Source organism: Aminobacter sp. P4_H6_2, from assembly GCF_056400805.1.
Genome location: NZ_JBFUKO010000011.1, coordinates 1 through 12,968 on the forward strand (window position 1 = coordinate 1; position 12,968 = coordinate 12,968).

At 63.9% G+C, this 12,968-nt stretch carries 13 protein-coding genes; 9 read left to right on the top strand and 4 right to left on the bottom strand.

The features are described 5' to 3' along the window. Window positions 1-51: 51 nt before the first annotated feature. On the bottom strand, window positions 52-348 hold the full coding sequence (locus tag AC1DUU_RS01970) for a 4a-hydroxytetrahydrobiopterin dehydratase (RefSeq protein WP_476781731.1): 297 nt from the start codon (window positions 346-348) through the stop codon (window positions 52-54). 53 nt (window positions 349-401) lie between these two features. On the opposite strand from AC1DUU_RS01970, the gene AC1DUU_RS01975 reads away from it, so the two are divergent. Beyond that, window positions 402-920, top strand: a complete 519-nt coding sequence (locus AC1DUU_RS01975) for a low molecular weight protein-tyrosine-phosphatase (protein WP_476781732.1) — start codon at window positions 402-404, stop codon at window positions 918-920. Here the strand turns inward: AC1DUU_RS01975 and thpR are convergent. Further along, on the bottom strand, window positions 824-1,420 hold the full coding sequence (gene thpR, locus AC1DUU_RS01980; protein WP_476781733.1) for an RNA 2',3'-cyclic phosphodiesterase: 597 nt from the start codon (window positions 1,418-1,420) through the stop codon (window positions 824-826). The genes AC1DUU_RS01975 and thpR overlap by 97 nt on opposite strands. Before the next feature lie 139 nt (window positions 1,421-1,559). Continuing rightward, window positions 1,560-2,186 (bottom strand): arylesterase, encoded by a 627-nt coding sequence (locus tag AC1DUU_RS01985; protein ID WP_476781734.1) that lies wholly within the window; start codon window positions 2,184-2,186, stop codon window positions 1,560-1,562. 64 nt (window positions 2,187-2,250) lie between these two features. Here AC1DUU_RS01985 and AC1DUU_RS01990 point away from each other — a divergent pair, with 64 nt between their 5' ends. From AC1DUU_RS01990 to AC1DUU_RS02005, 4 genes are all read left to right on the top strand, one after another. Beyond that, window positions 2,251-2,958 carry an ABC transporter ATP-binding protein gene (locus AC1DUU_RS01990; RefSeq protein ID WP_476781735.1) on the top strand — a complete coding sequence of 236 codons (708 nt, stop codon included), beginning with the start codon at window positions 2,251-2,253 and terminating at the stop codon, window positions 2,956-2,958. Window positions 2,959-3,172: 214 nt separating this feature from the next. After that, on the top strand, window positions 3,173-5,716 hold the full coding sequence (locus tag AC1DUU_RS01995) for an ABC transporter permease (RefSeq protein ID WP_476781763.1): 2,544 nt from the start codon (window positions 3,173-3,175) through the stop codon (window positions 5,714-5,716). Window positions 5,717-5,909: 193 nt separating this feature from the next. Further along, a complete protein-coding gene (locus tag AC1DUU_RS02000) occupies window positions 5,910-6,689 on the top strand; it encodes a Bax inhibitor-1/YccA family protein (protein ID WP_476781736.1) in 780 nt (259 codons plus the stop codon). Window positions 6,690-6,793: 104 nt separating this feature from the next. Further along, on the top strand, window positions 6,794-7,369 hold the full coding sequence (locus AC1DUU_RS02005) for an N-acetyltransferase family protein (RefSeq protein ID WP_476781737.1): 576 nt from the start codon (window positions 6,794-6,796) through the stop codon (window positions 7,367-7,369). Here AC1DUU_RS02005 and AC1DUU_RS02010 read toward each other — a convergent pair. Continuing rightward, entirely contained in the window at window positions 7,366-8,055 is a 690-nt protein-coding gene (locus AC1DUU_RS02010; RefSeq protein WP_476781738.1) for a protein-L-isoaspartate(D-aspartate) O-methyltransferase, read from the bottom strand. The genes AC1DUU_RS02005 and AC1DUU_RS02010 overlap by 4 nt on opposite strands. Before the next feature lie 515 nt (window positions 8,056-8,570). Between AC1DUU_RS02010 and amaB the strand changes: the two genes are divergently transcribed. From amaB to AC1DUU_RS02030, 4 genes are all read left to right on the top strand, one after another. Further along, window positions 8,571-10,082, top strand: a complete 1,512-nt coding sequence (gene amaB / locus AC1DUU_RS02015) for an L-piperidine-6-carboxylate dehydrogenase (protein ID WP_476781739.1) — start codon at window positions 8,571-8,573, stop codon at window positions 10,080-10,082. A 119-nt stretch (window positions 10,083-10,201) separates the two neighbouring features. Next, window positions 10,202-10,678: a hypothetical protein gene (locus AC1DUU_RS02020; RefSeq protein ID WP_476781740.1), complete on the top strand. Its 477-nt coding sequence runs from the start codon at window positions 10,202-10,204 to the stop codon at window positions 10,676-10,678. A gap of 98 nt (window positions 10,679-10,776) precedes the next feature. Further along, window positions 10,777-11,307, top strand: a complete 531-nt coding sequence (locus AC1DUU_RS02025) for a copper chaperone PCu(A)C (protein ID WP_476781741.1) — start codon at window positions 10,777-10,779, stop codon at window positions 11,305-11,307. 4 nt (window positions 11,308-11,311) lie between these two features. Then, on the top strand, window positions 11,312-12,940 hold the full coding sequence (locus AC1DUU_RS02030; protein WP_476781742.1) for a copper resistance CopC/CopD family protein: 1,629 nt from the start codon (window positions 11,312-11,314) through the stop codon (window positions 12,938-12,940). Window positions 12,941-12,968: the final 28 nt, after the last annotated feature.

A 12,968-nucleotide genomic window follows, 5' to 3' on the forward strand; every position in this document is an offset into this window, starting at 1 on the left:
CTGTTTGCCATGGATGTGGGAAAGTCGAGGCCGCGCTGCAAGATGTTTCGCTCAAGAACCGAAATAGCTGTTCATGCGCTTCGCCAGCTTGACGTCGAGTTCGGTCAGCCCGCCGGCGTCATGGGTGTTCAGCTTGACGTCGACGGTCTTGTAGACGTTCGACCAGTCGGGATGATGGTCCATCTTCTCGGCGACGAGCGCGACGCGGGTCATGAACGCAAATGCCTCGCTGAAATTCTTGAACACGAAGCTGCGCGACATCGACAGCCCGTCAGTGGCAAGCGTCCAGCCGCCGAGCTCGGCGAGGGCTTGCTTCAATTCTTGTGGTCCAAGTTTCTCTCTGGCCATTTCATGCTCCCGTGGGTATCGAAGTCTTTCCTCACCAGCATAGCGCGGGAACGATGAGCGAGAAGCCGGTAAAATCCATCCTCTTCGTTTGCCTCGGCAATATCTGCCGTTCGCCACTGGCCGAAGGCGTGTTTCGCGCCGTGCTCGCCGAACGTGGGCTGGATGGCGAATACACCATCGACTCCGCCGGCACCGGCGGCTGGCATGCGGGATCGGCGCCTGATCCCCGTTCGATCGCCGTTGCAGCCCAGCATGGCATCGATATTGCTGCCCAGCAGGCACGCAAGGTGGTGGCGCGCGATTTCGAACGCTTCGACCTGATCCTCGGCATGGATCGCTCGAATCTCGACGATCTGCGCTCGCTCGCCCCAGCAGGGTCCGTCGAACGTGTCGAGCTTTTCCTCGGCCATGCCACGGGCGGACCACGGGATGTGCCCGATCCATATTATGGCGGCGAAGACGGATTTCTGGCGGTCTACCGCATGATCCGCGAGGCTTCGGAGGCACTTGCCGACCGGCTCGACGCGCGGGCATCGGCACCGTTGAGCGGCCACGCCTCCTCGACGATGTAGGGGCCGCCGCCAACCGAATCGCGCGACGACATCAAGACGAAGCGCCCGACGCGGAAGGGCAGGGCGGAAAAATTACCGCGCGCCGATAGGTAATGCGCGACGTCGAGCGGGGTGGTGTTCCGCAGCCGCGCCAGCGTGACATGCGGGGTGAACTTGCGCGGATCGGACGGTACGCCGAGGCGCTTGCAGATGCGTTCGATCTCGGCTTGCAGCGCATTCAGTTCCGGCGAGGGCATGACGCCCGCCCAGACCGCATGCGGCTTTTTCTGCCCGAAGGCGCCGACACCCGACAGCGTGAGCGGGAAACCGGACCGGTCGACGCGATCGAGCGCATCGACGATCTCGTCGGCGACGTGGCCTTCGATATCTCCGAAGAAACGCAAGGTGAGGTGGTAGTTTTCGACCTCGATCCAGCGGGCGCCGGGTAGACCGCCCCTGAGCAGGGACAGCGATAGTGCGGCATCACGCGGAATCTCGAGGGCGGTGAAAAGTCGCGGCATGGCCAGGCTCCCTTCCTCGAATCGCAATTCGTAGCCTCAGCGAATCATCGATCGCCTCGGTGGGCAAGAGCTTTGTTAAGCACTTGCTGTTTCCAAGCCGCAGTTGCTTGTGAAGTGTGACAACGTTGCATTGTGGAGTTCATCTGGCTGCAATTGCTTTCTCCACCGTCGGCAAAGCCTTCTCGACCATGCGGTCGATGCCTTCGACGCTTGGGTGCATGCCGTCTTCGAGCAAAAGCTTCTGGTCGGCTGCGACACCGTCGAGGAAGAACGGATAGAGCGTGACACCGTATTTTTCGGCGAGGCGCGGATAGATGCCGTCGAAGGCGGCCTGATAGTCGGCGCCGAGATTGGGCGCGGCCCGCATTCCGGCGAGCAGCACCGGGATGTTGCGCTGCTTGAGGCGTGCGATCATGGCATCGAGGTTGTTTTCGGTGATTTCGGGCGCGATACCGCGCAGCATGTCGTTGGCGCCAAGTTCGAGGATCACCAGTTGCGTGCCCTCTGGCACCGACCAGTCGAGCCGCGACAGCCCGCCGCTGGAGGTATCGCCCGAGACGCCGGCATTGGCGATCACCACATCGTGACCGCGGGCGCGTAGCGCTGCCTCCAGTTTTTCTGGAAAACCCTCGCCAGGGCCAAGGCCGTAGCCGGCCATCAGGCTGTCGCCGAATCCAACGATGCGGAAGGGCTCTGCCAACGCCGGCGCGCCAAGAGATGCCGCAAGCATAAACAGGGCAGCGGCGAATAGTTGTTTGAAAGCCATGAATTAGACCCGATATGACGAAGACAGTCCCCGCCCAACAGTTTTCATATAGGACAGATTTGCCGTGACAGAAGCAGTCATCGAACTCAGAGACGTATCGCTGACGCTCGGCACGGGGGCCTCTTCAGTGCATGTGCTGAAAGGCGTGAGCCTCGATGTCGCTGCCGGTGAGGCGACCGGCATCGTCGGCCCCTCCGGTTCCGGCAAGTCGACGCTGCTGATGGTCCTGGCAGGCCTGGAGCGGGTCGATTCGGGAACGGTACAAATCGCCGGTGAGCTGCTCAACGGCCGCAGCGAAGACCAGATCGCCTCGTTTAGGGGGCGTAACATTGGCATCGTGTTCCAGTCTTTCCACCTGATCCCCAACATGACGGCGCTCGAAAACGTCGCCGTGCCGCTGGAGTTGGCCGGCAAGCGCGACGCCTTCGCCATAGCCGAGCGCGAACTGGCAGCCGTCGGTCTCGCCGATCGCGTGACGCATTATCCCGGTGAGCTGTCGGGGGGCGAACAGCAGCGCGTGGCGATTGCCCGCGCCTTGGCGCCCGAGCCGCGCATCCTGATCGCCGACGAGCCGACCGGCAATCTCGACCAGGCGACGGGGCGGCAGATCGCCGATCTCTTGTTTGCCAAGGCCGCCGAACGCGCAATGACCTTGGTTCTGGTCACGCACGATCCCGCTCTTGCAGCCCGTTGCGACCGGCAGGTGGCGATGCGCTCAGGGCGGATCGAGACGGCGACAGTCGCGCCGCTGGCCGAGAAGGTGCGGGCATGAGGGTAGGTTTCATTTCTTCGCACCCCCCTCTGGCCTGCCGGCCATCTCCCCCGCATGGGGGGAGATCAGCAGCTCGGACGACTACGCTCCTCTTGCTTTGCGCGCGATTGGCGATAGCAGGTGTGAGGGCCAATCTCCCCCCTTGCGGGGGAGATGTCCGGCAGGACAGAGGGGGGTGGCGTGCAGTGCAGACGCCGCAGAATTCGGCGTTCCCATGCTGAAAGACCTGCCTCTCGCCTTCCGCTTTGCCTCGCGTGAAATGCGCGGTGGCCTGCGCGGCTTCATGATCTTCCTGACCTGCATCGCACTTGGCGTGGCCGCCATCGGCGGGGTCAATTCCGTTGCGCGCGCCATCACCGCCGGTGTTGCCAGCGAGGGCCAGGCATTGCTCGGTGGCGATATCCGCTTCCAGCTCATCCAGCGCGAGGCGACCGGCAAGGAACTGGCCTTCCTCGAAAGCCTCGGCACCGTGTCTCACAATGCCGGCATGCGTTCGATGGCGCGCCTGGAGGACGGTTCCGACCAGTCGCTGGTCGAGGCCAAGGCAGTCGACAGCTTCTACCCGCTCTACGGGGCGCTGGTCACCGAACCTGCCTTGCCGCGCGACGAGATGTTCGCTGAAAGATCGGGCGTCTTTGGCGCCGTGGCGCCGGACCTGCTGTTCGAACGCCTCAATCTCAAGCTCGGTGATCGCATCAAGCTTGGCGGCTCGACCTTCGAGCTCAGGGCAAAGCTGGTCACCGAACCCGATGCGGTCTCCGACGGCTTTGGCTTTGCGCCACGCTTGCTGGTTTCGATGGAGGGCCTGACCGCTTCCGGACTGATCCAGCCGGGCAGCCTTGTCGAGCATGCCTACAAGATCCGCTTGCCGGTGGGCACAAGCGAAGCCGAGGTGTCAGCGGTTCGCGAACGCGCCAATGCCGAATTCCCCGAAGCCGGCTGGAGCGTGCGCACCCGCACCAATGCCGCACCGGCACTTTCGGCCAATATCGAGCGCTTCACCCAGTTCCTGACGCTGGTCGGGCTGACCTCGCTCGTCGTCGGTGGCGTTGGCGTGGCCAACGCCGTGCGCGCCTATCTCGACGGCAAGCGCGGCGTCATCGCCACCTTCAAGAGCCTTGGTGCCTCGGGCGGCTTCGTGCTTTCAGTCTACCTCATCCAGATCCTGCTGATCGCAACCGTTGGCGTCGTCATCGGCCTCGTGCTCGGCGCAATGATGCCGTTTGCCGCAAGTGCGGCCCTGCAGTCGGTCATCCCGGTGCCGGCTGAAGCAGGCGTCTATCCCGCAGCGCTCGGCATGGCGGCATTGTTCGGCATCCTGGTCACGCTCGCCTTCGCCATCCTGCCGCTCGGCCGCGCCCGCGATGTGCCGGCAACGGCACTGTTCCGCGAGATGGGGTTCGAGGGTCGCGGCCTGCCAAGGCTGGTTTACATCGCGACTGCCTTGGGCATTGCTGTTGTGCTTGCGCTGCTGGCGATCTGGTTTGCCGGCGATCGTCGCATCGCCACGATCTTTGTCGGCGCCACCATCTTCTCATTCCTGGTGCTGCGTGCCGTGGCCAGTGCCGTACAATGGCTGGCGCGGAAAAGCCCGCGAGTGCGTTCGACTGCGCTTCGACTGGCCATCGGCAACATCCATCGGCCGGGCGCGTTGACGCCCTCGGTGGTGCTGTCGCTGGGCCTTGGTCTTACCCTGCTCGTCACGCTGGCGCTGATCGACGGCAATCTGCGCCGCCAGATCGCCGGCAGCCTGCCGGAGCGCGCGCCGAACTTCTTCTTCGTCGACATCCAGCCCGGCGAGGTCGACGCTTTCGCCAAACTGGTCGAGTCCGAGGCCCCTGGTGGCAAGCTTGTGCGCGTGCCGATGCTGCGCGGGCGCGTCATGGCGCTCAATGGCACCGATGTGCAGAAGCTCAGCGTGCCGCCGGAAGGTGCTTGGGTGCTGCGTGGTGACCGTGGCCTGACTTACGCCAAGAACATCCCGGAGAATTCGACGCTGTCGCAAGGCGCATGGTGGGCGGCCGACTATTCTGGCGAGCCGCTGGTGTCGTTTTCGGCGCAGGAGGGGCGCGAACTCGGCCTCAAGCTCGGTGACATGGTGACGGTCAATGTGCTTGGCCGAAATGTAACCGCCAAGATCGCCAATTTCCGCGAAGTTCAGTGGGAATCGATGGGCATCAACTTCGTCATGGTGTTTTCGCCCAACACGTTTGCCGGTGCCCCGCACAGCTGGCTTGCCACGCTGACCGAAGACAAGGCAGCGCCCGCCGACGAATCGCGCATCCTCAATTCGGTGACTCGCAGCTATCCCGCGATCACCACGGTGAGGGTGAAAGATGCGCTCGATGTCGTCAACCGGCTCGTCGCCCAGCTGGGCACGGCCATCCGCGCCGCGGCGGGCGTCGCGCTGATCGCCTCGGTGCTGGTGCTGGCTGGTGCGCTCGCCGCCGGTAACCGCGCGCGCATCCACGACGCGGTGATCCTGAAGACGCTCGGGGCGACACGACGGACGCTCATCGCGGCGTTTTCGCTCGAATACATGCTGRTCGGCCTTGCCACGGCGGTGTTCGCGCTTGCCGCCGGCGGGGTCGCCGCATGGTTCGTCGTCGCCCGAATCATGACCCTGCCTTCGTATTTCCTGCCCGAGGTCGCGGTCGCAACGATTGTCTTCGCGCTGGTGCTGACTGTCGGTTTTGGCCTGATCGGAACCTGGCGAGTGCTTGGCCACAAGGCAGCGCCTATACTGCGCAGCGAGTAGAAAATGGCGCTTTGGACTGGACTTCAACGACATTTGTATGAGAAATGTGCCCTCACAGCGGGTTTCAAGCCGTAACGGGCCTTGTTTAGACCAGAAAGAACCATCATATTTCGTCAGAGGCATGCTGGAGTCCCGCCAGCGGCGCCTGGGTTTCGGCCTGACACCCGACGGGGCAGAAGCAACAGAGGAAACCATGTCCGACTTTAGAAATTACCAGACGCGCATGGCGACGGCAGGCAGCCGCACCGACGCGTCGATCGACGAAGGCCTGCGCGCCTATATGCTCAAGGTTTACAACCTTATGGCGCTTGGCCTGGCCATCACCGGCCTGGCCGCGTTCGGCACCATGATGCTGGCGACTACCAATGATCCGGCCACCGCCGTCGCAACCATGGGCAACGGCAAGATGCTGACCAGCCTCGGTGTCGCGCTTTACGGCTCGCCGCTGAAGTGGGTCGTCATGCTGGCTCCGCTCGGCATGGTGTTCTTCCTGAGCGCCCGCATCCAGTCGATGAGCACCTCTGGCGCGCAGACCGCCTTCTGGGTCTTCGCGGGCCTGATGGGCCTGTCGCTGTCGTCGATCTTCCTGGTCTACACCAGCGCAAGCATCGTGCAGACGTTCTTCGTGACCGCTGCCGCCTTCGGCTCGCTGTCGCTGTTCGGCTACACGACCAAGCGTGACCTGACGGCCATGGGCTCGTTCCTGATCATGGGCGTGTTCGGCATCCTGATCGCGATGGTGGTCAACATCTTCCTGCAGTCGTCGGCTCTGCAGTTCGCCATCTCGGCGATCGGCGTGCTGGTATTCTCGGGCCTGACCGCCTACGACACGCAGAAGATCAAGGAGATGTATTTCGACGGCGACGACGCGCTCGTTTCCGGCCGCAAGGCGATCATGGGCGCACTCACGCTCTATCTCGACTTCATCAACCTGTTCTCGTTCATGCTGTCGTTCCTGGGCAACCGCGAATAGTCAGCTCTGGATCACTCGTGTTTCGAAGGGCGGCCTAACGGCCGCCCTTTTCATTTGCGCCGTTTCTTGCTCATATGTAGGCACAAAAATAGGTTGCCTAAAAAATGAGCATAACGATACGACACGCCTTGCCTGATGACCTTGATCGCATCACGCAGATATATGCCGATGCCGTGCTGAACGGCACGGCGAGCTACGAGCTGGAGCCGCCGACTCGCGCTGAGATGGGCGAGCGCTTCGAGGCGCTGATGGATGGCGGCTATCCCTATCTCGTTGCCGAGCGCGACGGCGCGATCATTGGCTACGCCTATGCCGGGCCGTTCCGTGCGCGTCCGGCCTATCGGTTCATCGTCGAAGATTCGATCTACATTGCGCCCGAGGCCAAGGGCGCGGGCATCGGCAAGGCGCTGATGCAGGCGCTGATCGACGAGACGACCGCGCTTGGCTTTCGCCAGATCATCGCCGTCATCGGCGACGGCCATTCGGAGAGCGCATCAGTGCGATTACATGAGCGGCTCGGCTTCCATCACACCGGGCGCATGGACGGCTCGGGCTACAAGCACGGCCGCTGGCTCGACACGGTGTTCATGCAGCTGGCGATGAATGGCGGGGCCACGCTTCCGCCCGATGCCAATTCGATGCCCGAGCGCCGCTTCAAGGCAAAGGGCGGCGAGGGCTAGCCTGATCCGCTGACAAGCGGCACGAAGCGCACGCCAGCCAGTGTCTTTTGGCTGTAGTCTTTTTCGCCTTGGCGCACGATCTTGACCAGTTGCTGGTCGCCGAGGGGCCCGAGCGGAAGGATCAGCCGGCCGCCGATGGCCAATTGCTGCTTCCAGGCCGGGGGCACCTTGCGGGTCCCGGCCGCCGACAGGATGGCGTCGAATGGCGCCTGGCGCTCATAGCCCTCCGTGCCGTCGCCCGCGATCACTTCGACGGTGGTGTAACCTAGCTGTTGCAGCCGAGTACGCGCGGTGTCGGCCAGAGAGCCAACACGCTCAATGGTGACGACGCGGTCGGCGATCTCGGCGAATATGGCTGCCGCGTAGCCTGAACCCGTGCCGATCTCCAGAACCTTGTCGCCGGATCGCAGCTCCGCCGCCTCGGCCATCAGCGCAACGATATAGGGCTGGGAGATCGTCTGGCCGTGCGCAATCGGCAAAGCCGTATCTTCATGGGCGTGGTCGCGAAGCGGCATGGGCACGAATTCCTCGCGCGGCACGGCAGCCATGGCTTCCAGCACTGCCAGGTCGGTCATGCCGCGCCCGGCGATCTGGTATTCGATCATTCTGAGGCGTGCCGCCCGGTAGTCGATCATGGCCTGCCTGCCGTTGCCCATTAACTTGGGCGAGGGCGCAAGGTTCCGCATGCAGGGTTGCCGCAGCGTCCGTATGATGGTGCAGCGCGGCAGCTCGTGCTGCATTGCACAAAATGCAAAGCTCCTATGCAATATCAACACTTTAAATCCTGGCTCACCGGAGCTAGATATGGGTCATCGAATTTGTCGGACCTACCTCCTCCCAGGTTTCCGACGAATAGGTCAGCGCCTACCTCCTCCCAGACGCTGGCCACAAATACGACACCCGCCGGACCTCCTCCCCCGGCGGGTGTTGTTTTTTCAGCCCCTCCCCACACATCGACACTTTCTTCCGCTACGCCGGTTTGCGCCGTGCTTGTGGTCCACATCTGGTCAAATTGCCGGACAGAGCGCGTGCCGTGATGACTGGTGTGGCGTTTGGGTGGCCGAACAGGCTATAGGCAGTGCCAAGCGTCTCCTGGGCCCAGAACCCCGGAAGAAACAAACGACAACGCCCCCGGCTCGCGACGATCCCAAAAACGCGCAATCAGCTTGGGGTGGGTGAGGAACGAGGAAAGGAATTCAGCATGAACGTGACCAGCGAAACCGCTGCCCTTCTCGAGCGGCTCGGCGTTGCCAAGGCCGATTTTAGCGGCGGCGACCTGATCGTGCGCAGCCCGGTGACCGGCGAGCAGATCGGCGCGCTCAAGTCGATTTCGCCTGCCGACGCGGGCAAGGCCATCGAACTCGCCGACAAGGCGTTCAAGACCTGGCGCAATGTCCCGGCGCCCAAGCGCGGCGAACTCGTGCGYCTGCTGGGCGAAGAGCTGCGCGCCGCCAAGACCGATCTCGGCCGGCTGGTGTCGATCGAAGTCGGCAAGATCCCGTCCGAGGGCCTGGGCGAAGTCCAGGAAATGATCGACATCTGCGACTTCGCCGTCGGCCTGTCGCGCCAGCTKTATGGTCTCACSATCGCCACCGAGCGTCCGGGCCATCGCATGATGGAAACCTGGCATCCGCTCGGCGTCGTCGGCGTCATCTCGGCCTTCAACTTCCCCGTCGCSGTGTGGTCGTGGAAYGCRGCSCTYGCCTTYGTCTGCGGCAATTCGGTGGTGTGGAAGCCGTCTGAAAAGACCCCGCTGACAGCGCTTGCCTGYGATGCCATCTTCAAGCGCGCCGCCGCCCGCTTCGGCGATGCGCCGGAAGGCCTGTCGCAGGTGCTGATCGGCGACCGCGCCGTTGGCGAAGTGCTGGTCGACCACCCCAAGGTGCCGCTGGTTTCGGCSACCGGCTCGACCCGCATGGGYCGCGACGTCGGCCCGCGCCTGGCCAAGCGTTTTGCCCGCGCCATCCTCGAGCTCGGYGGCAACAATGCCGGCATCGTYTGCCCCTCGGCCAATCTCGACATGGCGCTGCGCGCCATCGCCTTCGGCGCCATGGGCACCGCTGGCCAGCGCTGCACCACCATGCGCCGCCTGTTCGTGCATGACAGCGTCTATGACGCGCTCGTGCCGCGCCTAAAGAAGGCCTATGAGAGCGTTTCGGTCGGAAGCCCCTTGGAGACGGCGTCGCTTGTCGGTCCGCTCATCGACAAGGCCGCCTTCGAGGGCATGCAAAAGGCRCTCAAGSAMGCCTCCGAACATGGCGGCAAGATCACCGGCGGCGCCCGCGTCGACCAGGGCCATGACGGCGCCTTCTACGTCAAGCCGGCKCTYGTCGAGATGCCCGGCCAGGTYGGCCCSGTGCTCGAAGAGACCTTCGCGCCGATYCTCTATGTGATGAAGTAYTCSGACTTCGAYGCYGTGCTCGACGCGCATAACGCYGTYGGTGCYGGCCTGTCGTCGTCGATCTTCACSCTCGAYCTGCAGGAGGCCGAGCGCTTCTTGTCGGTCGAAGGCTCCGAYTGCGGCATMGCCAACGTCAATATCGGCACGTCGGGKGCRGAAATCGGCGGCGCCTTCGGTGGCGAGAARGAAACCGGCGGCGGCCGCGAATCGGGCTCSGAYGCCTGGCGCGCCTAYATGCGCCGTGCCACCAACACGGTGAACTACTCCAAGGCGCTGCCTTTGGCGCAGGGCGTGTCSTTCGACATCGAGTAAGGGGCGACATCGACCGAGCCAATCGTCTGACAGACATCAAGCGTCGCCCGCGAAAGCCGGCGGCGCTTTTTCTTTGCGCCGTTCAGCCTGGCACTAGGGCGCAGCTTTCGGCGGCTTCAGTGCGCAAGATCAAAGAATTTGTCGCAGCGCGGTCTATTTTCGCCGCAGTGCCATCGATGCTATCAATGGCTTATCGAAGCAAAGGGGCGCGACGTTTGGTCGTTTTTCGCCGCAAGGGATGGGGATTTGGAGTCGCGCTTGCCGCGGCGCTGATGCTTGTCTTGCAGACGGCGGYCGGTGCTTTAGCACTTGGGCAGGGCACGCCACCGCTCGATATCTTCGGCAATCCGCTGTGCATCACCAGCAGCATGGGCCACACGGCACCCGCCAAGAGCGACCATCCGAGCCTGCCTCAATGCTGCACTCTCGGTTGCAACCTGCTCTCCGCTGCGCTCTCCACGCCGCCCCAAGGCGTGGCCTTGGCGCTCTCATCGCCAGCCCAGACTGTCGTTCAGTTCCCGGCGACGCGGCTCGATCCTTCGACGGTATTGAAATACGTCCCCGGAAATCCGCGCGCCCCGCCGCTGGCCGCCTGACCTTGCTTGCCGCGTCCGCGCGGATCATCAAATTTCTCTACCGAAACGAACTTTGCGCCACGAGCATTGGCGCGCCTATTCCATATCGGAGTCATCCCATGAACATGACCGCCCGCGCGTTCGCGCGCCCGCTTTTCCGTAGCTTCGAAGAGCGCCTCGGCATCATCGTCTTTGCCGCGATGCTGCTGTTTGCCTCGACCCATGCCTTGCTCGCTCATGGCTTCAAGGCAGGCGATCTCGAGATCGGCCACCCCTGGTCGCGCGCAACGCCAGCCGGCGCCAAGGTTGCCGTCGGCTATCTCACCGTCAAGAACAACGGCAGCCAGCCGGACCGGCTGGTCTCGATCCAGTCCGACGTTTCCGAAAAGGCCGAGATCCACGAGATGGCGGTCGACGCCAAGGGCGTGATGACCATGCGCCAGGTGACCGGCGGCGTCGAAATCCCGGCCGGCGGCGAGGTCGCTCTCAAGCCCGGCTCGTATCACATCATGTTCATGGGACTGAAGGGGCCGGTGAAAGAGGGCGAAAAGTTCTCGGGCACGCTGACCTTCGAGAAGGCCGGCACCGTGACTGTCGAGTTCCAGGCCGACAAGATCGGCGGCCAGAGCCAAGATCACTCCAGCCACTAAGAGCATGGGCGCGCGCCATCCACTTCATCGCCAAGGCAGCATCGCGCTGCTCGATGGCGCGCGTCGGTGGCTTGCCGGCCTGGTCGTTGCCGTTGTCACCTTGTTGGGTGCGACGGCTGTGGTGAGCGCCCATGCCTCGCTGCTGCGTTCGACGCCGGTCGACGGTACTGTCGTTGGGCAAGCGCTGGCGCATGTCACACTGACATTCAGCGAACCGGTGACGCCGCTGGTGCTGAAGCTCACGCGTCCGAACGGCGAATCCGTCAGGCTTGTCGGGACGCCTTCCGGGGCCGTCGTCGGTGTCGACTTGCCGGCGAACGACATGGCTGAGGGCACTTATCTGCTGTCATGGCGGGTGGTGTCTTCAGATGGGCACCCTGTCGGCGGTGTCCTGACATTCTCGGTCGGCAGTCCCAGCGCGGCACCCCTTGCACCGGCCCTCGATGACCAAGCCCTGCACAGGGCACTTTGGGCGGCAAAACTCGCGCTCTATCTCGGCTTGTTCTTCGGCGCCGGCAGCGCCTTTGCCTTGGCCTGGCTCACGCCGGAAGGACGCCATGGCGCCGGTGCTGCTTTGGCATTCACCATGCTCGGCCTTGTCGCCGTACCTGTCTCATTCGGCCTGCAAGGACTTGACGCGCTCGGCGCGCCGCTTGGCATGTTCGGCAAGGCCGTGGTCTGGCAGGCGGCTGCGGCGACCAGCTACGGCTTCACCGCGACAATCGCCTTCATCGCATTGGCGCTCGCGCTTTTGGCGCTGGTCGCAGAGGGCGTGCTGGCCCGCTTGCTTTCGCTGGCTGCCCTCGTTGGCGTGGGTGTCGCACTTGCCGCCAGCGGTCATGCCAGTGCGGCTGCACCGCAATGGCTGACGCGGCCGATGGTCTTCATCCACGGGGTCGGCATCGTATTCTGGGCCGGCGCGCTTTTGCCACTCGGTTCTACCTTCCGCCAGACGTCCGATGCCGGCGAGGCGTTGCGGCGCTTCTCGGCCACGATCCCTTGGGTGGTCGCGGCACTGATCGGTGCGGGCGTCGTGCTCGCACTCGTACAGGTCGACAGCGTCGCAGCCCTTTGGCAGACCGCCTACGGACGGCTTCTTTTGGTCAAGCTTGCTCTGGTCGCGCCGCTGCTTGTTCTCGCCGCTTACAATCGCTGGCGGCTGACCAAGCCGGCTCTGGCAGAGCAAGTGGACGCGCAGCAGCGCCTGGTGCGCAACATTGTCGTGGAGACGCTGCTCATGGTGACGATCCTGGGCGTCGTCGCCGGCTTCCGCTTCACCCCCCCGCCGCGCGTGCTGGCGATCGAGGCCGCCGAACCGGCGTCGATCCACATCCACACCGCTGACGCCATGGCCGACCTCGCCATCACGCCCGGCCACGCCGGCAAGGTCAGCGCCTCGATCGTGGTGATGACCGGCGATTTCGGGCCGCTCGATGCGCACAGCGTCGTACTCCGCCTCAGCCGCCCGGATGCGGCTCCGGTCAGCATGGCCGCACGCAAGCCCGGCGACGGCACCTGGCGGGCCGACAATCTCGAACTGCCGGTGCCGGGGATCTGGACGGTAGCGATCGATATCGGAGTTTCCGAGACCAGCAGCGTGACGCTGGACGGCGAGATCGCCATCCGGCAGTAAGTCCCGCATTGCGAATTCCAAGCATTTC